Source organism: Amycolatopsis sp. NPDC051903, from assembly GCF_044452505.1.
Lineage (GTDB): Bacteria > Actinomycetota > Actinomycetes > Mycobacteriales > Pseudonocardiaceae > Amycolatopsis.
Map to the genome: position 1 here is coordinate 25280 of NZ_JBITBT010000030.1, position 20498 is coordinate 45777.

At 66.6% G+C, this 20498-nt stretch carries 16 protein-coding genes; 3 read left to right on the forward strand and 13 right to left on the reverse strand.

Going from position 1 to position 20498, the window contains the following annotated elements:
* The first annotated feature begins 145 nt into the window (after positions 1 to 145).
* Complete coding sequence (locus ACIA77_RS38915) at positions 146 to 1024, forward strand: maleylpyruvate isomerase family mycothiol-dependent enzyme (protein ID WP_395891134.1); 879 nt, start codon at positions 146 to 148, stop codon at positions 1022 to 1024.
* 502 nt (positions 1025 to 1526) lie between these two features.
* On the opposite strand, the gene ACIA77_RS38920 is transcribed toward ACIA77_RS38915, so the two are convergent.
* The 9 genes from ACIA77_RS38920 to ACIA77_RS38960 form a co-directional block, all read right to left on the reverse strand.
* Complete coding sequence (locus ACIA77_RS38920) at positions 1527 to 2414, reverse strand: NmrA family NAD(P)-binding protein (protein ID WP_395891135.1); 888 nt, start codon at positions 2412 to 2414, stop codon at positions 1527 to 1529.
* A gap of 101 nt (positions 2415 to 2515) precedes the next feature.
* A complete protein-coding gene (locus tag ACIA77_RS38925; protein ID WP_395891136.1) occupies positions 2516 to 3841 on the reverse strand; it encodes a condensation domain-containing protein in 1326 nt (441 codons plus the stop codon).
* A gap of 286 nt (positions 3842 to 4127) precedes the next feature.
* Entirely contained in the window at positions 4128 to 4862 is a 735-nt protein-coding gene (locus tag ACIA77_RS38930) for an SDR family NAD(P)-dependent oxidoreductase (RefSeq protein WP_395891137.1), read from the reverse strand.
* A 15-nt stretch (positions 4863 to 4877) separates the two neighbouring features.
* On the reverse strand, positions 4878 to 6053 hold the full coding sequence (locus tag ACIA77_RS38935) for an MFS transporter (RefSeq protein ID WP_395891138.1): 1176 nt from the start codon (positions 6051 to 6053) through the stop codon (positions 4878 to 4880).
* 599 nt (positions 6054 to 6652) lie between these two features.
* Positions 6653 to 7069: a hypothetical protein gene (locus ACIA77_RS38940; protein WP_395891139.1), complete on the reverse strand. Its 417-nt coding sequence runs from the start codon at positions 7067 to 7069 to the stop codon at positions 6653 to 6655.
* Complete coding sequence (locus tag ACIA77_RS38945) at positions 7066 to 7974, reverse strand: alpha/beta fold hydrolase (RefSeq protein ID WP_395891141.1); 909 nt, start codon at positions 7972 to 7974, stop codon at positions 7066 to 7068. The genes ACIA77_RS38940 and ACIA77_RS38945 overlap by 4 nt, the downstream gene beginning before the upstream one ends.
* Positions 7975 to 8328: 354 nt before the next feature.
* Positions 8329 to 10554, reverse strand: a complete 2226-nt coding sequence (locus ACIA77_RS38950) for a xanthine dehydrogenase family protein molybdopterin-binding subunit (RefSeq protein ID WP_395891142.1) — start codon at positions 10552 to 10554, stop codon at positions 8329 to 8331.
* Positions 10551 to 11546 (reverse strand): FAD binding domain-containing protein, encoded by a 996-nt coding sequence (locus ACIA77_RS38955; RefSeq protein WP_395891143.1) that lies wholly within the window; start codon positions 11544 to 11546, stop codon positions 10551 to 10553. The genes ACIA77_RS38950 and ACIA77_RS38955 overlap by 4 nt, the downstream gene beginning before the upstream one ends.
* Before the next feature lie 3 nt (positions 11547 to 11549).
* On the reverse strand, positions 11550 to 12056 hold the full coding sequence (locus ACIA77_RS38960) for a (2Fe-2S)-binding protein (RefSeq protein ID WP_395891144.1): 507 nt from the start codon (positions 12054 to 12056) through the stop codon (positions 11550 to 11552).
* Between the two features lie 584 nt (positions 12057 to 12640).
* On the opposite strand from ACIA77_RS38960, the gene ACIA77_RS38965 reads away from it, so the two are divergent.
* On the forward strand, positions 12641 to 13546 hold the full coding sequence (locus tag ACIA77_RS38965) for a LysR family transcriptional regulator (protein ID WP_395891145.1): 906 nt from the start codon (positions 12641 to 12643) through the stop codon (positions 13544 to 13546).
* 314 nt (positions 13547 to 13860) lie between these two features.
* On the opposite strand, the gene ACIA77_RS38970 is transcribed toward ACIA77_RS38965, so the two are convergent.
* The 4 genes from ACIA77_RS38970 to ACIA77_RS38985 form a co-directional block, all read right to left on the reverse strand.
* Positions 13861 to 16764: an FAD-binding and (Fe-S)-binding domain-containing protein gene (locus tag ACIA77_RS38970; protein ID WP_395891223.1), complete on the reverse strand. Its 2904-nt coding sequence runs from the start codon at positions 16762 to 16764 to the stop codon at positions 13861 to 13863.
* Between the two features lie 107 nt (positions 16765 to 16871).
* A complete protein-coding gene (locus tag ACIA77_RS38975) occupies positions 16872 to 17696 on the reverse strand; it encodes a fumarylacetoacetate hydrolase family protein (protein WP_395891146.1) in 825 nt (274 codons plus the stop codon).
* A gap of 110 nt (positions 17697 to 17806) precedes the next feature.
* Entirely contained in the window at positions 17807 to 18688 is an 882-nt protein-coding gene (locus ACIA77_RS38980) for an alpha/beta fold hydrolase (protein ID WP_395891147.1), read from the reverse strand.
* 232 nt (positions 18689 to 18920) lie between these two features.
* Positions 18921 to 19682 carry an enoyl-CoA hydratase/isomerase family protein gene (locus ACIA77_RS38985; RefSeq protein ID WP_395891148.1) on the reverse strand — a complete coding sequence of 254 codons (762 nt, stop codon included), beginning with the start codon at positions 19680 to 19682 and terminating at the stop codon, positions 18921 to 18923.
* A 138-nt stretch (positions 19683 to 19820) separates the two neighbouring features.
* Here ACIA77_RS38985 and ACIA77_RS38990 point away from each other — a divergent pair, with 138 nt between their 5' ends.
* Complete coding sequence (locus ACIA77_RS38990; RefSeq protein WP_395891149.1) at positions 19821 to 20411, forward strand: TetR/AcrR family transcriptional regulator; 591 nt, start codon at positions 19821 to 19823, stop codon at positions 20409 to 20411.
* Positions 20412 to 20498 lie beyond the last annotated feature (87 nt).

A 20498-nucleotide genomic window follows, 5' to 3' on the forward strand; every position in this document is an offset into this window, starting at 1 on the left:
GCGCGAACGGTGCGCGCGGACGATCGCTCGGTGACGACCGCAGCACCTGCACGACGACGGTAATCCAGCCAGTTGGAAAACACAACTCGTCTCGCCCGACCGTGTGCCCAGGTTTCGCGGTCTGCGAGGAGGCGCGAGCCACGTCATGGTCGTCGAGCCAGAAGGCCTGCTTATGGAATTCCCAAGCAACTCGGTTGGTTACCGCGAACTATTTGTGGCGTCGTCACCGTTGACTGCAGCTGTGAAGAACTCGAGGACCTGGCTCGCTGCCCTCACCACCAGCTCTGAGCGACTCGTCAAGGCCGTGATCGACCTGTCGTCCGAGACCTTGGACCGCCCGTCCGCCACTGGCGACTGGACCATCGCCCAAGTGCTGTCCCACCTCGGCAGTGCGGCCGAGATCTGCACCACGCTCGTGCAGCGTGGCATCGAGGGCGACCTCACTGGCCCGGACGCCGAACTGGTGAAGCCGGTGTGGCAGCGCTGGGACACGATGACCGGTCCCGCGCAGCGCGAAGCGTGGTTCGAAGTCGACTTGCGGCATCGCGAATTGCTCGGTTCCCTGGACGCCGAGCAGCTCGGATCGGTACGCGTCCCTTACTTCGCCGGCCTGCTCACAGTCGGCGAGTACGCCGGCTACCGGCTCTCCGAGCAGTCCGTGCACGCGTGGGACATCGAGGTTGCGCTCGACTCGGCCGCACGGATCCCGATCTCGGAGGTCGTGCTTTTGTGGGAACGGCTCGACCTGGTCGTCACGCGCTTCCGCAGCGGGGAGGTGCTCGAACGTCTCGCACCCCGTCAGCTCGCGGTGCAGCTGCCGGACCTGGAAGGGCCGCACACTCTCGATCTCGGTGAGGAACTGCACCTGACGGCCGAGCCCACAGCTGCGTCGGCCGGGACCCTGTCAGGGTCCGCGGAGGAAATGTTGCGGCTGGTGTACGGACGCAACCGCGCAGAGGACGGACTGGACGTGACAGGCGATGTCACGCTGGAACAGCTACGAGCGCTGTTCCCGGGGTACTGACACCCCTCCTTGACCGCCAGTGGCCCCGGACGGACTCCCGACCGGCCGGGGCCACTGGTACCCAGATACACAGCACGGTGGGGCTTTCTGCAGCGCCGCCGTCGGCGTACGCCGGCTCGATCGACCAGAGCTGGTCCTTCAGCCCCGGATCACAAGAGCCCTTTGGGGCCAGGGCCGGGCACCGCGTACGCCCCGCTGGGTTGAGCACCAACTCATGACGAGTGCGCGACCCTGTTCTCCGTCGGGGCGGCGCTCCAGCATGCGCCGGGCCAGGAGGAAGGCCTCGCGCAGCAAACCCAACGCCGCCCGTCTGCCGATGAGCTCCACTCCGTACTCAATCGGGCGCCAGCCGGCCACTGTTCACCGATCGCGCTCCGCCGGCGAGCTGTCCGAGCAGGTGAGTCAGACGAGTCGCGAACCATCTTCGATGGGAAGCAGGTCGGCATCGTTGGCTCCACCAAACAGAATCCAGCCCGCTCGACGGAGGCGGGCCAAGCAGATGTCACCTGCCGACGAAAGATTCCTTGTTCAGGGTGACAAACTCCTCCACGCCCATCGGGGCCTTGCCGGTAACAGTTTCGACAACGTCGTTCGTGCCGGCGAAAATCCCATTTCGGTAGTCGATGGCAACGCTAGACAGATGCTGGATGACGTGCGAGCTCCACCCCCGCGCCTTGAGACCCTCGGCGAAAGTGTCGACGTCGATCGGCTCATACCGCACGGGGCGACCAAGCGCCCGAGCAGTCGCTGCCGCGATCTCCGAGTGGTGCATCTCGACCGGGCCGTACAGCGGGTAGGTCTTTCCCGCATGCGGTTCGGGGTCGGCGAGGATGGAAGCGATGACCCGCCCCTGGTCCACGCCCGCGATCGGCGCGTGGCGACCATCGCCGAGTGGGATGCGAAGCACTCCCTCCGGCCCGCTGTAGTCGCCGAAGAGGATCAGCCATTCGGCGAAGAAGGTCGGTCGCAGGTGGGTCACCGGCACAGGAGCGTTGTCGAGTAGGCGCTCAGCGAGCCAGTGGTGGCGAGCAGCATCACTGAGGGCGTCGCGACGCGCGGAGATCTGCGACATGTTGATCACCGCCGCCACGGAATTCTCGGCTGCAGCCTGGGCGAAAATCGCAGTCGCCTCGAGCAATCCGGCCCGGATGGGATAGACGAAGTAGGCGGTGCGCACTCCTCGCGTTGCCGCACCGACCGCGCTCAAATCCAGCAGGTCGCCGGTTACCACCTCGACGCCCATCTCAGCCAGACGGTCGGCGCGCGCGTCCGGACGGTGGACGAGCGCACGAACCGGCAGGCCACGCTCGAGGAGGAAGCGGACCACGTGCCCGCCAGTCCGCCCCGTCGCTCCGGTGACGAGGATCGACTTCTCTCGATTCGTGTTCATGAATGTGCTCCAATCGTTTTGATACGTGGTGGTTCGAATCGCTGACCGCAATGCGGCGCGCTGATCGTTTCGGAGAAACGTCCGGGGAGGCTTCCCTGTATTCAACAGCGTTCGTTGCGGAAGGGTTGTGAAGCCTCGTCGACGACGTCGCGGACGCGTTCGAGGTACCCACTCAAAGGGTCGTAGCTGGCGCTCACCATGCGCAGGCGACCGTCGTACGTCGAGATTCCGGTGGCCAGTTCTCCATCGACCTGGCAGAGAATTGCCGGACCCCAGAAGGCCACCGGACGAACGGCCACGTCGAAGGGTGCCAGCTCGAGCACGCCGAGGTTCGACGCGAACGCCTCATAGCTGAGACCTCCGAGGAGAAACGCCGCAGCATCTTGCGTCGTTGCATCAACACCGATGAACCGTTCTGTCGCGGCCGAGATCGCACGCACATTCGCGGCCGAGCGGGCGACGGCCAGCTGCCGCCCGATCGCGCGAGCCATGCTCCACAGACCGGTGACCTGTCCTCGCCGGAACGCCGTACGGGTTGCGGTGAAGTACAAGCAGACCTCGTCTGTCACGCCGATGTGACTCCGGAACGAGAACGGGCTGAGCACCCGCACGAACTCATTCCGGCCTGAATCGATGATCACCGTGCTCATCGCCGCAACGAGCGCCGAATGGACGGTCGTTCCCTCGAAACGTGAACGGGCAATCAGTCGCTGAGTGAGATCCACACCGAAGTCGACAGAACTCACCTCCGGACGAGTCCCGTCGAAGGGACGTACGGCACCCGAAGCGGCACTCCATTCAGGCTCTCGCTCAGGTGTGCCGGCGACGGCGGAAGTCGACAGCTCGACAGTGCCGAGTCCCCCGATCAGGTCCTCTTGAGACGGCGGTACGGATAATGCAGCCAGCTCATGTCCATTGAGTACCGAAAACAAGTCTCGCATGATGAATCCGGCAGACAACCCGTCGACGATCACATGAGCGACCGTCAAGACAATTGCTGCCGCTGCACCACTACCCGCACGAAGCAGCGTAACCCGGACCATCGGAGCCCTCGACGTGTCGACAGGACGAGTGAGCTCCTCGGCGACCACGTCGCGCCAAGTCTGTCCTTTTCGCGGCTCCACCACTGTCAGCGGAATCGGCGGAACCGTCAAGGGACGGTAGAACCCCAACCTACCGGGGGGATGCTCCTCGACCTGAACGTTCAACAGCGGGTGACGCTGTTGAACCTGCCGCAACGCACTTTCCAGCGCCGCGGGTTCCAGGTCCTGGGCCAACTCCGCGACCACTGAGAAGTGCATCGTGCTCTTCTCCTGATACCGGTGGTACAGCCGCTCGAAGGCACCCAGCGGACGAAGAAGCTCGGCCGGCACGCTGGACGACGTCGCCCCACTTTCGCTATTCACCAATTCGGACACGATAACCACGCCTCCTGGAATGCAGAGCGAAAATACCATCACAGCGTCGGCCGCCGTGCATCTCACCGTTCCGCGCTGCCATTTCCAGAGGCATAGCTCTCGTCGCGCACGCTGTTCGCACAAAAGCTTGAACACCCAGCCCGCCGAGACCTTCCCGCACGACCATGGGCGTCGCTTATGGACTCCATAAGCGGTTGCGAACCCCGTCCGACGGGTTGGCGAAGATGCGCCGCCCACCTGCAGAGACCCCGCACCATCAGCCCGCCTTGGCGCGACAGCAGCAATGCCCGTTCGGCTAGACGACGAGCTGAACGCCATCGACCGGAAGCAAGGCTCCAGGGGGGACGATCGAGCCCTGTTCGGTGAGAAACGCGATCGCCTCGGCAACATTGGCTGCCGTGTAGGCACGTGCCGCGGGCGAGGTCGAGACCGCCTGGCCGAGGTCTGTGGCGCCCGCTGTGCCGGACGGCCCTGGGCTGACGGCGTTCACGCGCACGCCCCGCGGGCCGTACTCGGCGGCCCAGGACCTCGTGAGCTCGACCATCGCCGCCTTGGTCGACCCGTAAAGGCCCATGCCGGCCGTCTCCAACTCGGAGTCCGTCGTCGCAACGGTGATGATCGCTCCGTCACCCCGTTTGGCCATGTCCGGTGCCAGCTCGGCGACCAGGAAGAACGGCGCCTTGACGTTCAGCGCGACAATGGCGTCGAACTCATCCTCAGTGGTGTCCTCAGTCGGACCGAACGTGTAAGCATCGGCGTTGTTCACCAGCACGTCGATCTTGCCCGCCAGTTGTCGCGCGCGCGCAGCCAGCGCGCGGGCCGACGCTTCATCCCGCGGGCCGGCGACGACGAAATCGGCACGTCCCCCGTTTCTGCGGATCTCCTCGGCCAGTTCCTCGCCGTGTGACCGATCGCGACCGGAGAGCACGACATGCGCCCCCAATCCGGCCAGCCGAAGCGATGTTGCCCGACCGATCGCGCTGTTCCCGCCGGTCACGAGCACCGACGTGCCTACCAGGTGCGACTTCATGTGGCTCACGCTCCGTCAAGTCCTAGCCAAACTGTCCGATGCACCGGGTGCACGATCAGTGGTCCAGTACAGCAGGGCAAGCAGCGGGAGAAGGCCGCCGAGCAGGGCCACGGCGGTCCAGCCTCCAGCGCGGTGGACAACGGGACCGATCTCCGACCCGAGTGCACCGCCGGTGAAGAAGGTGGCGATGAAGACACTGTTCAAGCGCGCACGGGCGGCTGGATCCAACTGGTAGATCGTGTGCTGGCCCAGGATTAGGCTGGTCTGCACGCCCACGTCGAGCAGGACAGCGCTCAGCGCGAGGAGTATTACGCTGTGCTGGCCAAAGCCGGCGATCGCGAACGCCGCCGCCGTTACGGCGAACGCGACACCGCTCATCCGCCGTGTCAACCCGCGGTCCGCCCATCGCCCGGCGAACGGTGCCACCGCCGCGCCCACCGCTCCGACGAGGGCGAAGATCCCGACGCCGAACGCGGAGTAGTGGAATCCGGGGCCGGTCAGCACGAACGAGATGGTCGTCCAGAAAGCACTGAACGCGCCGAACATCGCGACCTGGTACAGGCCTCGCCGGCGCAGTACCGGGTGCGTGCGGACCAGCCCGAGGGTGGACCGGAGCACTTCACGGTAGGCGAGGTCGGTGGTCGGCGCGTGTCTGGGAAGGGCGAAGCGCAACGCCAAGGCCAGAAGTGCCATGGCTACGGCGGAACCGAGGTAAACCACCCGCCAGCCGGCGACACCGGAGACGATGCTGCTGAGCGTGCGCGACAGCAGGATCCCCGTGAGCAAACCACTCATCACGGTGCCGACGATCCGGCCCCTCGCGTGGTCGGCCGCCAGGCTCGCGGCGAACGGAACCAGGATCTGAGCCACCACCGACGTGATGCCGCTGATGAGGGCGGCGATCAGCAGCATGGGGAAGCCGACGGCGGAGCCACCCGCGGCCATGGCGACCGCGGTGATCGCCAGCAGGATGGTCACGAGCCGGCGCTTCTCGACCCGGTCGCCCAGAGGAACGAGGAAAAGCATGCCGAGCACGTACCCGACCTGCGTCGTCGTGATGAGACTGCCGGCAGCGGCCGGGCCGATGCGGAACACGCCGCTCAGTGACGGCAACAGGGGCTGTGCGTAGTACAGGTTGGCGGCGGTCAGGCCTCCGGCGACAGCGAGCAGCACCACCAGCCAGCCCGGCACGCCGGAACCGGCCGCCGATAGCGCTGCCCCGCGCGGGACAGCGTTCGTTGAGCGCGAGGACATTCGCGTCCGCTCTCTTCCCGTGTTCAGGGCGGCAGAAATGGCGACGAGGCCGCTACGAAGACCGGGCCTTGTCACAAATTCGACGAGCCGGGTGTTGGCCGCCTCGTCGATGAGTGGCCGAGTTCTCTCCGAGTGCCCCGTCGACATCGTCGACGACGACCTTCGCCTCCTGAGCGACGTGCGCCGCCAGTGGCAACCGCAGTCTTGCCGCCACATGAACTCACGACTGTGCTTCCGTGGCCGACGAAGCGCGCTGGCCTTTCGCGACTCGTCACACCGACACCTGATCAGCCGCCGCGACACGTCACGTTCGCACTGTTGAACCCGAGCGTACAGGCCACAACGCTGCCCAAACACCAAATTTGCTTATGGCTCCGTTCGAAGGTTTCCATGGCCGGCCGAGTCCGTTGCGCACACGGCGGGCCGCAAATCCCCGGGCATCTCGGAGAGACCGCAACAGTGGATGAAGTCCGGCAGCGAGGGCACCGGGCCACCTGAGCTGTTACGCCGCCGAGCACGAGCGCCAGGCCGGTGGCTCAGACCGTATCGCCGTCTGACGCAGCCGCAGGGATGCGGTAGATGCGGCCAGTGGTCACCAGTCCTTCGACCGTCCACTGTCCACCGACGCCGGCGACCAGCCACTGCAGGATCGACCACAGATCGAAGTCGGCGGCCTGCTCGTCCATCGGTTCCAAACCGGCCACCAGGGCGTTGACCTGGACGCCCGCCGGAAAGGCGTGCCCCGAGTAGCCCACGAAGACCAGCTCGTAGTACCGCCCACCGACGCTGAGCAGGCCGGGCGGCCCCCACGGATCGGCCGTCAAACCGAAGGTCGCGGACAGGAAGTCCCGAAACTCGGGGTAGTGCCCGAGACCGTGCTCGGACAGCAGCGGCACTGCCCGGTGGCCGCGGGGCCTGCGACCGGCCGATTCCACCACCACGAGTTCGCTCATCGCGCGTTCCCCCCGCCGAAGCCGACCGCGCGGCTCGCGAAGTCGGCAAGCAGTTGCCCGATCTCGGCCCCGGAATCCTCCTGCACGAAGTGGCGGCCGGTGACGAGGTGCGTGCCCTCGGCGTGCGGCCAGAAGCGGTGCCAGGCCGCTGCGAAGATGTCGGCCGCGAAGACGTCGTCCTCTCGGCCCCAGATGACCGTCGCCGGGATGGTCATCTTCCGCGCCTCCTGCTCCAGCCAGGCGAACCGATCTGTGGTGGTGTCCGTCGGCAGCCCGACGGGAATGGACCGGGGCCAGATCCACGTCAGCGCGCGCTCGTCGGGATCGCCGAGCACCGCGGTGTACCCGTCGCGAGCGAGCCGCGCAAAACTCTCGCGGTTGACCACGGACAGGTACATGCCGCGTCCGGGCATTGCTGCGTGGCGGCCCAGCAGGTACGCACCGACCAGAGGCGCGTGCATGAACCGCCAGGGCACCACCCGGCGGTGGAACTCCGACGGCGAGGACCCCCACGCCCAAGTGGACATGACGGCCACCGCGGCGGCCCGATGAGGCCGGGTCGCGATCGCCCCGAGCCCGGTGGGACCGCCCCAGTCATGGCAGACGAAGGTCACCCCACGTAGGTCGAGCCGGTCGAGGAACGCGACGACGTTGGCAATGTGGTTGTCGAGGGTGTGGACGGCGTGGGCGTGGGGCTTCTCGGAAAGACCGAAGCCGATCTGGTCCGGCACGACCACGCGGAATCCGGCAGCCAGCAACGGGGGGATGACGTCCCGCCAGAGGTAGCCCCAAGTCGGGTTGCCGTGGAGGAGCAGGATGGGCGCGGCGTCGGGCGGCCCCTCGTCGATGTAGTGCATGCGCCGGCCGTTCACCGAGGCGAACCGTGACCGGTACGGGTACTGCAAGCGCACTTCTTCCGGCAGTTCCGCGTTCTGCAGGGTAACTTCGCGGTCCGGGGACGGGACTTCACTCCTTCCGATGGGAACCATAAGCAGAACTACGTGTAGGACGGCGAATCCGCTCGACATCGCGCTCGGATGCAGGAAGGCCCGGTCGGCCCGAGCTAGGTACGCGCCTGGCGGCCGGCAGACGGTGGCCTGGATCGTCCGGGCGAGGTCGGATGACTGCACTGTCCCATCACCAGAGCCGTGGACGCGGACCGCCCGTGTGCTGAACGGCAGCGAGGTTCGTGCGGCGCCCACTTCACGCGAGCCGTCGGCAACGTGAGCTATCCGCCCGCCAGGGCACATGAATCGCTGTCAGAGCAGGTCTTCGACGGTGATCGGGAGGTGCCGGACCCGCTTGCCGGTAGCGTGGTACACGGCATTGGCGATCGCGGGAGCGACGGACACCGCCGTCAACTCGCCGAGTCCCTTCGCGCCGACGGCGCTGGCCTCCGCGTCGTGATCACCGACGAACAGCACGTCCAACCGGGGGATGTCCGCGTTGGTCGGGACGAGGTAGCCCGAGTAGTTCCGGTTGACGAACCTGCCCAGTTCCGGATCGGTCTCCGACTTCTCGAGCAGCGCCTGCCCCGTGCCCCAGATGATGCCGCCGATCGCCTGGCTGCGAGCGGTCTTCGGGTTGATGATCCGCCCGGCGTCGTAGGCGCCCACATACCGGTTCAGCCGCACTGTGCCCAGGTCCGGATCCACCCGCACTTCAGCGAACACCGCGGAGAAGCTGAACACCGCCTTCGGGCCGAGGTGTTCCTCGATCGGGTTGTAATCGCCGTCGCCGATGAGGCGCGTGAGGCCATTGCGTTCGAGTAGTTCGGCGTACGTGATCGTCGTCGGATTGCCCGGCTGCCGCAATGTTCCTCCCACCACGACGATGTCGTTGGCGGCCGCCCCGGAGAACACCGGGTCCCTACCGTTCAGCGCCAGCTGGACCGCCTTCTGGCGCGTGACTTCCGCGGCCAAGAGCACGGACGAACCCGCGTTCGCCATGGTGGCCGAGCCGATGGACGCGTGCGAGACGGGCAGCCGGGTGTCGCCGAGCCGCACCGTCACGTTCTCGGGCGCGAGTCCGAGCGCATCCGCGGCCAGCTGACGCATCACGGTGTACGTACCCGTACCCAGCTCGTGGCTACCGGTCTCGACGAGCGCCGTTCCGTCATCGTTCAGCGTGACGCGCGCCGACGCCGGCCATTTCCAGTGCGTGTAGATCGCGCACGCGACGCCTTGGCCGATCAGGTAACGACCGTCACGCATGGAGCGCGGCTCGGGCGTCCGATCGGCCCAGCCGAAGCGCTCTGCGCCTTGCTCCAGTGCCTCCCGGACGGCCCGGGTGGAGAACGGCCGGCCGCTCTGTGGCTCGACCAGCGTCGCGGCCTCGTTGCGCAATCGCAGCTCGACCGGGTCGACGCCGAGTTCGTACGCGAGTTCGTCCATGGCCGACTCGACCGCGAAGTGGCCGAGAGCCTCGTGCGGCGAACGCAACGCTGTCGGTGTGTTGCGGTTGACGGGGAGGATCTTGTGGTGGGTGTGGATACCGCCGCTGGTTCCCCACAAAGATCGCGACACCAGGGCGGCGTACTCGATGTATTGGTCGTACGGCGAGGTCGGCGTGATGCTCTCGTGGTGAATGCCGGTCAGTGTCCCGTCCAGGTTCGCACCCACCTTGAACGTCTGGATGCTCTGCGGCTGGTGGCCCACCATCGAGTACATCTGTGCGCGGGTCAGCTGGACCCTGACCGGATTTCCGATCGCTTTCGCGGCCAGCGCCGCCAGGAGCGTGTGCGGCCACACGTAGGCCTTGCCACCGAACCCACCACCGAGGTAGTCGGATCGGACCGTGATCTTCTCGCTCGGCACGCCCAGCACGATCGACACGAGTTCCCGCGCGCCGAATATGTGCTGGGTGGTGTCGTGCAACGTCAGATTGCCCTCGCCGTCCCACACGGCAGTCGTCACGTGCGGCTCCATCTGGTTGTGATGGCGATCCGCCGTGGTGTAGGTCTGTTCGATCTTGACGGGAGCATTCGCGATGGCGGAATCGGGGTCGCCGGTCGACCACGTCACCGGCCACAAGAACTGCGGCGGGTCAACGGCGTCCCTCGCGGTCGCCTCGTCGAAGATGTGCGGCTTCTCGGTCTCGTACTCGACACCGATCAAGGTTCCGGCGTGCATGGCCTGGTCTCGCGTTTCGGCGATCACCAGTGCGATCGGCTGTCCTGCGTAGTGGACTTCGTCGTCCTGCAACGGGAAGTAGGATTGCCCGGTCGGGTGCAGGTGGCTCCAGGGTGCCGGCGCCGGATTCATACGGGGAAAGTTCTCGTGGGTGAACACCTTGATCACGCCGGGCGCTCTCTGTGCCGGCGTCGTGTCGATCGAGACTGTCCTGCCCCTGGCGACGGTGCTGTGGACGATCACTCCGTGCACGAGGCCTTCGACCGGAATGTCGCCGGTGTACTGCAGGCGTCCGGTCACCTTCAGCCGGCCCTCCGAGCGGGAGAGCGGCTGCCCGATGATGTCGACGTTCATGCGCGTGCTCCCGCGGTCTGCACCGCGCGGAGGGCGGCGCGTTCTGCCAATTCGACCTTGAAGCCGTTGTGCTCAAGGGGACGAGCGTCGGTGAAAGTTGTCGCGATAGCCGCACGCAGACCGTCGGTGTCCTCGAGGGACACGCCACGCAAAGCCGACTCGGCAGCCGTCAGCCGCCAGGGCTTGTGCGCTACGCCGCCCATGGCGATACGCACCGATTCCAATCGTCCATCCGCGACAGTTACCGCTACGGCGGCGGAGACGAGCGCGAATTCGTACGACTGGCGGTCCCGTACCTTCAGGTAGTGCGAGGCCCGCCCCTCTCGCCGAGGAGGCACTTCAACAGCGGTGATCAGGTCGCCCCGCTCGAGTACGGTGTCGCGCTGCGGACTCGGCTCCGGCGGCTGGTGGAAGTCGGCAAAAGGCACCGACCGCTCGCCGTCCCGATTGCGGACCACGACGTTGGCGTCCAGCGCGGCGAATGCCACGGCGACGTCGGACGGGTGCGTCGCGACGCAGCCTTCCGACCAGCCGAAGATCGCGTGGTTCCGGTTGATGCCACGCAGAGCCGAGCAGCCCGACCCGGGCTCCCGCTTGTTGCAGGGCAAGCCGTCGTCGTCGCGGAAGTACGAGCAACGGGTGCGCTGCATGATGTTGCCACCCATCGACGCCATGTTCCGCAGCTGTCCGGACGCAGCGAACAGCAACGCCTCGGAGATGGCAGGAAATCGCTCCCGTACGACGGGGTGTGCGGCTACGTCGCTCATCCGGGCCAGCGCTCCGATCCGGAGGCCACCCCCGGGCAAGAGTTCGATTCCCGACAGGCCAGGCAGCTCGTTGATGTCCATGAGCTCGTCGGGAGCGACGACCCGATCCTTGATCAGTCCCAGGAGGTCCGTGCCTCCCGCGATGAAGACGAGCCCTGGGCGCCCGGCGTGCGCCTCGATCGCCTTCGCGGGGTCGGTCGCTCTGGTCAGGGTGAAGGGGTGCACGGTTCACCGCCTTCCGGCCGCGTCGGCAATGGCACGCACGATGTTCGGGTAGCAGGCACACCGGCAGAGATTGCCACTCATGCGTTCGCGAATCTCCTCGTCGCTCAGGTCCGCCGCATCGAACGGCTTGGTGACGTCTTCGGTGGCCGCGCTCGGCCAGCCGGCCTTGGCTTCGTCGAGGACGGCCACGCCCGACATGATCTGCCCGGAGGTGCAGAACCCGCACTGGAAGCCGTCGTGCTCCACGAAACCGGCCTGGAGCGGGTGCAGCTCACCTTCCTGCTCGAGCCCCTCGACCGTGGTGACTTGCTTGCCCTGCTGCAACGCAGCGAGAGTCATGCACGACAGAACCCGGCGCCCGTCGACGTGCACGGTGCACGCGCCGCACTCGCCCCGATCGCAGCCCTTTTTCGTTCCGGTGAGGCCGAGCTCTTCGCGCAGCGCCTCGAGAAGCGTCGTGCGTGGTTCGACTGAAATCGCTTCGGTTTTGCCGTTGATCTCGATGCTCACGGACCGCCGCGGCACATCCCGCAGCTCGGTACGATCGTGAACCGAGTCACGACTGTTCGGCTGGCTCAATTGACTTTCCCTCACTGTTCGGATTCCCGACGCGACGCGGACACGAGAGTCACCACCGGGCGAAGGCCGGCACGCTGCGACGGTCAGCCGTATCCCGTCGGTGCGCTGACGTTCACGGCTCGATGCACGCGACTCTAGGCGTCAAGTCGCGAGCGCGAGTCGACCTGACCATTAACGTTTCTGTTGGCTGCAGTAAGGAAGTCGGCATCGTGCTGAGCCGGGGAGATTCGCGGGTGTGTCCAAGGCAGCCCAGCTCAACGCCGCCATTGCGATCCCGCACAGCGCGCTGTTGCGGCAGACTCGGCCGACGACATGCCAGTCTCGCCTGCCCGGGTTTCTCGCAGCGAGCGCGTTCACGAGGGGTGATCCGCGCGATGGCCACCCAACTCCACTCTCCCGGCACACCCTCCGCAGAAGGTAACACCTGACACACCGCGAGCGAGTTCAGGACGCTACGCCCCACCCGAAGGGTGACTCGAGTACACGTACATCTCCGCTCGTACGAGAATGACGGCATGGAGGTTCGGGAACTGCGTGCGTTCATCGCAACGGTCGAACAGGGAAGCTTGTCCGCTGCCGCCCGGTCGATGCACGTCAGCCAATCTGCCCTGTCCCAGACGCTGCGGTCACTCGAGCGCCAGCTCGGCGTGCGGCTGCTGACTCGCGGGCGCAACGGTTCGAGCCCGACAGCAGCTGGGGAAGCACTCCTCACGGAGGCCCGCGAGGTCGTCACCCATCACGACCGCGCGATCGCAGCAGTCGCCGCCGTCGCCGGCGGCAGCGGCGGTGCGGGAACCGTGCGCATCGGAGTACCACTGGAGTTCCCGCCTGATCGACTCCCCGCCGCGCTGGCGGAGTTCGCGGCGACCAACCCCGACGCCCAGGTGAAGGTCGTCCACCTTTCGAGCACATCCCAGCTCGATGCCCTCCGCTCCGGCGAGCTCGACATCGGGCTCGTCCGCGACCGCCCGTCGGACCCGCAGCTCGATTCCGTGCTCTGTGTCCGGGAAGCGATGGGTGTCATCCTCACGGACGCACAAGCCGGCAAGATCGTCGAAGGCGGGAAGGCGCACCTGCACCGGCTGGCTGGTCTCCAATGGATGGGTTTCGCCCGATCGGACGCCCCAGCCTGGCACGACCAGGTCACTGCGACGCTGCGTGGTCACGGGATCGCCGTCGAGGATCAGCCCACTGACGACCGGCCGGTGACTGCTGAGGTCAAACTGGCCGGAATCGGTACCGGCAAGGCGTTCGGGTTCGCCCCGCCGGGTTGGGCTCAGCCGCTTCCGCCGGGCCTCAGCTGGTACCCGTTGATCGACGACCCCATCGTCCGGAGCACGTGGGCAGTGTGGCCCGCCGACTCACGCGATCGCCGCATCGCCGCACTCGTCGCCACGCTGGACATCACCGCCACCGGGTGAACCTGTGCGTCGCGACACCACGGCTGAGCGCAACCGGCACGCGGTGCGGATCCGGTCGGCCGCGTGGCCCGGCCCGGACCGCGTGGATTCCGGGCCTGTCGGGCCTGGAACGCGCGGTCATCGGGTGAGGTAGGCCAAGCCCGAGCGACCCTGAAACCCCGGCGGTGGTGTTACACCGCGGTCGAGCAGACGCGGTGAATCGCACGGAGCACGAGGGCGGCGCCGAAGTCGGCCCGCGACCCGCCGGCGGGTTCACGCCGACCGTCGGGCGCCATGACCGGTCGACGTGCACCGACCCACTGAGTGCGCACGCGTCAGTCGCGCGTCGTTTGCTCCAGCAGGAAGATCACGGATTCGTAGACCGCCCCCGTGGCCTCCTCCATCCCGACCTCGCACGTCCGGTTGGCCGAGAGGTGAGCCGAGGCCGGGTGTGACCGAACCTCGGCGGCCTCGCGAGACGTCGCCGAAGCCGAAAACTCGGGATGAAGCAGACCCCGGTCACCGGCGAAGGCACAGCAGGTCATCGCGTCCGGAACGACGACCTCGTCCGCCAGTCGTCCGGCGAGACCGATGAGGTCGTCACCGACACCGAGGTGCTGCATCGAACAGGTCACGTGAACAACAGCAGACTCCACGTGACGGGTCACCTTCAGCTGCGGCAACAGCTCACGATACGCCCACGCGACGGAGTCGATCACGGTCAGCTGGGAATGTCGTTCGCGGCGAGCTTCGTCGAGATACGGCAGGATGCCGTGAACCAGTCCCTGCGTACACGACGAGGCGTCGACGACGAGCGGTAGCGTGCCTTCCCCCGTCCAGCGCCAGATGCGATCGAACACCTCGCGCGCCATGTACCGGTTGCCCTGCTCGTATCCCTTGGAATGCCAGACCGTCGCGCAACAGGCACCGGACACGTCATCGGGAATCCACACCGCCTTCCCGGCGCGCCGGGACACCGCCACCAGCGCCTCGGGAAGAGACGTCGTCCGGTCCGAATGCCTGCTGTTGCCGAAGATCCGGTTGATGCAGGAGGGGAAGTAGACGGCGTGGGCACCTTCCCGACTCGTCACCGGCAGCGTGGCAGGAGCCGGCGCCGGCATGCGGTTGCTCCAGGCCGGCGCGAGTTCGGTGCTCACGACGTTGCGGATCGCGTGTGTCACTGAGTGCATCACGCGGTCACCGACGGTCGCGCCGGCGGCCAGCGCGAGCCGCGCTGCCTGCTCCGCCCTCCCCCAGTGTTTCGCCACGGTGAGTGCGGCTGCCTCGTCGCGCCGGGAATGTGCAGCACCGCGGAACTCCCTCATCAGCGCGCCCGTGTCGATGCCGACCGGGCACGCGATCGAACAGGTGCCGTCGCCCGCGCACGTGTGGACCGCGTCATAGGCATACCCGTCGATCAGCGCCGACTGAAGCGGCGAACCAGCCGGCTGCCGGAACATTTCCCGGCGCAGCGCGATGCGCTGCCGTGGTGTGGTGGTCAGGTCCCGGCTGGGGCACACCTGCTCGCAGAACCCGCATTCGAAGCACGCGTTCACGCTGCCTTCGATGGCCGGCATCGTCTTCAGGTTCGTCATGTTGGCGCCGGGATCCCGGTTGAGCAGCACGCCCGGCCCGAGCAGGCGATCCGGATCCGCGAGCTCCTTCACCCGCCACATGAGCCCGACCGCTCGCGGACCCCACTCGGTCTCGAGGAACGGTGCCATGTTCCGTCCAGTGCCGTGTTCGGCCTTCAACGAGCCGTCGTACTTGTGGACGACGAGATCGACGAGTTCGCGCATGAACGACGCGTAACGCGTTCGGTCATCTTCCGACGCAGCATCGAGAGCCAGGATGAAATGGAGATTGCCCGCCGCAGCATGCCCGGCCACTCCACCTGGATAGCCGTGCCGCTCCTGTAGCGCCAGCACGTCCCGGCAAGCCGCGGCGATGCGGCTTGGCGGTACGCACACGTCCTCCACGATCAGCGTCGTCTGCGGTCCGCGGACCTTGCTGAGCCCCGCGATGAGGCTCTCCCGCACCTTCCAGTAGAACCGCGCCTGCACGTCGTCGCTCGTGAACTCCGCGGGCGTCAGCAGCTCGAGCCCTGCTGTCACCGCGCGTGCGCGGGTGGTCAGAGCGTGGAGCGAAGTCGCATCGGGCGCGCGGAACTCGACGAGGAGGCCACACGCCTCGGTCGGCAGGTCCTGCCAGGTGTCCGGAGCTCCGGGTTTGTCCGCTGACAACAGCAATGTGTTCGCGTCCATCATCTCCACGGCGCGGGCGCCCGCCTCGACAAAGGCGGGAACCGCCGCCGCGCCGGCCTCGAGCGTCGGGAACACGAGGAGACCAGTCGAGTGGCGAGCACCGAGTGGCACCGTGTCGAAGACGACTTCGGCAACGAAGGCGAGGGTGCCCTCCGAGCCGATGATCAACCTGCGAAAGATCTCCAGGGGGGTATCGCCGTCGAGGAACGCATCGAGGCGATAGCCGTTGGTGTTCTTGATCGAATACTTGCGGCGGATACGGGTGACGAATTGTTGGTCTGCTTCGATCTCTTCTTTGATCCGGCGCAACCCCGCTGACAGCTCAGGTGCCGCGGCTGCGAACCTCTCCTCGGCATCGGCTGCCGTGGTGTCGATCAGCGCACCGTTCGGCAGAACGAACGTCATCCCCGTGACGGTCACGTAAGAGTTGTAGTCGACGCCGGCCGCCATCCCGCTGGAATTGTTCGCCACGACGCCACCGACGCACGCCACCGAGCTGCTCGCGGGATCGGGACCGAGCACCCGGCCGTGCCGTTTCAGCGAGAGGTTGACCTGTCCGACCGTGGTGCCCGGGCGCACCCGGACACGTCGGCCGTCGTCGAGGACCTCGACTCCGACCCAATGCTTTCGCACGTCGACCAACAGATCGTCGGATTGCGCCTGCCCACTGAGACTCGTGCCGCCGGCCCGGAAGACAAGCGTCCGCCCCTGCCGCCGCGCGGTATCCAGCACTGCGACTACGTCGCGAGTGTCCCTGGCTACGACGACAGCTCGTGGCACCATCCGATAAGGGCTGGCATCGCTGGCGTACCGCACCAGGTCGAGTGCCCTGGACAACACCTGCTCCGCACCGACAGCCTGCTGCAGGTGTGTGAGCAGGTCGGCCGGCGTGCCCTCCGCGAGGATCTCGTCGACCCGATCCGGTGCGCCCGCCGTCGCTTCCGGACGGATGTTCGCAATCCTGGGTTCCAGCATGTTCACCCGACTTCTCCCTGTCTTGCCGCATCTCCCCCACCGCGTGTTGGGGGGCAGGCCGCCAATTCGGGGCGGCGCCGATCGCTCGGGTCGTCTCGGCTGTCGGACTAGGACCGCGGGCCGGCAGCCTCGACCTCGGTGCGGTGCTTGCCGATTCCCTCCACTTCGAGCTCGACGATGTCGCCTGGAGCCAAGAAGCGCGGCGGGCTTTGCTTCAGACCGACGCCGGCCGGCGTGCCCGTGTCGATGAGGTCACCCGGTTCGAGAACGAGGTAGCGACTGAGATACCAGACGATGAACTCCGCGGTGAACACCATGTCCGCTGTGGACCCGTGCTGCATCGTCGTGCCGTTTACCGCGAGCGCGAGTCCCAGTCCCTCGGGCGCCGGGACCTCGTCGGGGGTCACGAGGAACGGGCCCGCCGGATTCGCCGTGGCGAACGACTTGCCCTTGAGCCATTGCCCGGGTTGCTCCATCTGCCACGCCCGTTCGGACACATCATTGACGGCGACATATCCGGCGATGTGATTTCTGGCTTCGGCCGGAGATGCCAGGTTGGCGGCTCGACGACCCACCACGACACCCAGCTCCACCTCCCAATCGACCTGCGTGGCCCCTGCGGGGATGACGATCGGATCGGTGGGTCCGACGACCGAGTTCGGTGCCTTGGTGAACACCACGGGTTCGGTCGGCAGCGGCATTCCGGCCTCGGCCGCGTGGTCGCGGTAATTGAGCCCGATGCCGTAGATCGCGCTGGGCCGGGCGATCGGGGCACCGATGCGTTCTCCCGTCAGGTCCACCGGAACCGGTGACCCGTTCTCCAGGAAGGCAGCTACCCGCGCGACACCATCGTCTTCCAGGAATCGGCCGTCGATGTCCGCGGTGACTTCCGACAGGTCGACGGCGAGGTGGTCAGACCCCGGCACCAGCACAGCCGGCCGTTCCTTGCCGACGGGCCCGAAACGCAGGAGTCGCATGTTTTTCCTTCCGCTGAAGCATCCGATTGTGACCGCTGTGGTCGGTTGTACGATGGCGAACCTGTTCAGTCGTCCCCGTTTGCCAAGAAGGACAGCAACTCGTCGTTGACGAGATCGGGACGCTCCTCCGGGCACAGGTGGCCGCACTGGGGTAGCGCCACGGCACGCACGTCGGAGGCCATGCCCCGCCATACGTCGGCGACGTCGTACGCCTTCCCGACTCCCTCGAAATCCGCGCCCCACATCACCAGTGTCGGAGCGTTGATCAGGGTGTCCGCATCCGCTGTGTCCTGCGCGATGTCTTCGCCGGCAGCACGGTAGTCGGCGCACGCGCCGCGGATCGCCCCTGGCTCCCGGTAAGCGCGAACGTAGACGTCGATCTCTTCGGACGAGAGCATCTGCGGGTTGTACGACCACGTCCGGTAGAAGTACGTGAGGAAGACTTCTTCTTTGCCGGCAATGAGTGCCTCGGGCAAGTCCAGGATACCGAGGAAGGGAAAATACCAGTAGCCGGCCCGTGCCTTGGCGATGTCGAACGTCTCCGCGACGATCCTCGTGGGGATGTTGTCGATCACCACGAGCCGGTCGAGCCGGTCGCGGTGGTCTTTGGCGAACCGTGACGCAACCCGTGCGCCCCTGTCGTGTCCGACCAGTGAGATCGTGTCGTGGCCGAGGTGGTCCATCAACGCGATGACGTCGTTGGCCATCGTTCGTTTGTCGTACCCGCTGACCGGCTTCTCGGTCAAACCGTACCCGCGCAGGTCCGGTGCGACGACGGTGAAGTGCTCAGCCAGCACTGGGATCTGCTTGCGCCAGCCGAACCACGTTTCCGGGAACCCGTGCAGCAGGTACACCGGAGGCCCCTCGCCTGCGGTCACCCAGTGCTGCGTGATTCCGTTGAGGCGGGCGTGGTGATGGGTGACCTCGGGGAAGAGCGTGCCGGTCATGCAGAGCTGTCCTTTCTGGTCCGAATTCACGAAGACGCGCGTGGCGCATGGCGTGCACTGAGTTCGCGGACCGCGAAGCGAATCTGTTGCCCTTTTGGCCGGAGAGAACGGCGTACGGGAGCAACGTCGGCCGCGAAGACGAGGACGGAAGCGACCGTAGCGGCCAAGCGGGCCGGAGGCGTCGGGCGGCGGATGACGAGGCGGGGGACTCCGCCGCCCGACGCGGTGGCGGCTACTGCTGCTGGTAGGCCAGGTCGGCGGCGGTCAGGCCCTCCAGAGCCATCCCGAACGGCACGCCCTCGACGATACGGCGCAGCAACCGCTGGTTGAGAGTCTGCTTCTGCAGCGAACGGTAGAGCCGCGGCTTGGCGGCGAGCTTCCGCGCGATCTCCAGCCCACGCGCGTACGCCTGCTCGTGTGACACGACCTCGTTCACGACGCCCCACCGCTCGGCGGTGGCAGCATCGATGGTTTCACCCGTCCACAGCAGCCACTTGGCGCGCGCGGTGCCGACGGCCTCCTCCCACACGACCTGGAGCCCGTCGCCCGCGGTGATACCGAAGGCGGGGTGCGGGAAGTCGCCGTACGTAGCGCGCTCGGATGCGATGTGGATATCCGTGAGCAGCAGGTACTCGGAGTGGACGGTGGCGGGCCCGTTGGCCACTCCGACCACCGGGATCGGCAAGCTGAGCAGGCGCTGCAGGACGTTGAGGCCTTCGACGCGGATCTTTTCCCACACCGCCGGCTTGAAGATCTCCCCGAGGCTCGGTCCGTCGATGTTGTCCATGAACACATCCCCGGTCCCGGTGATGATCAGCGCTTTGTTGTCGGTGTCGCGCGCGATCTCGTCGAGGGCCTGGGGCAGGTCTTCGTGGGTCTGGCCGGTGAAGACGATCGGGCCGCCCCCGGTCTGGAAGCGAAGGGTGAGGACGCCGTCTTCGGTCCGCTCGAAGGCGAGGTCCTTGTACTTGTCGAAGTAGGTCGGATCAGACACTGCTTACTCCCGGTCAGAGATGAATTTCGTTGACTGGACGGGGCGATTCCCCTGACTTGAACCAGACAGGTCGGTTCAGTAGAACCAGACCGACTGTTCTGGTCACCATAGACCGACTGTTCTGATATCGTCAACTTCATGGAAACCGAGGCGGAGTACGTGTACCCGCACCCAGCGAGAGACAGGCTGCTCCGGACCGCGGACCGGCTCTTCTACGCCGAGGGCATCAAAGCCGTCGGCGTCGAGCGGGTTCTGTCCGAAGCGAAGGCAGCCAAGGCCAGCATGTATTCGAACTTCGGCAGCAAGAGCGAGCTCGTCCGGGCCTACCTGAGCAAGCGCAGCACCGACTGGCGTCACGTCGTCGAAAGCCGGCTCGAAGCCGACGGAGTTGGTGACCCCGAAGACCAAATCCTCATGGTGTTCGACCTATTGGGTGAATGGTTCCAGACACCCGACTACCGCGGCTGCCCGTTCATCAACGCCGCCGCCGAGTGCGGGAGCGAACCGGCCGTCGTAGAGGTGACTGCCACGCACCGCGCATGGGTGCGAAGCCTGTTCGGCGACCTGCTGAAGCGAGCCGGTGCCCGTGACATCGAGACCACGGCCGACAAACTCTCCTTGCTCTACGACGGTGCGATGGTCGCCGCCCAATTGGACGGCACCGCCGAGCCCGCGCAGCGAGCCCGTGAGACGGCCGAACTCTTGGTCGGTGCCGCCTTGGGTTCCTGACCTACCAGAGCTTGGGGTGCACAACGAGCACCGACTCCGCGGTAAGTCCACCTTTGGCCATCCAGCCGGATTCCGACGGCCCGCGCG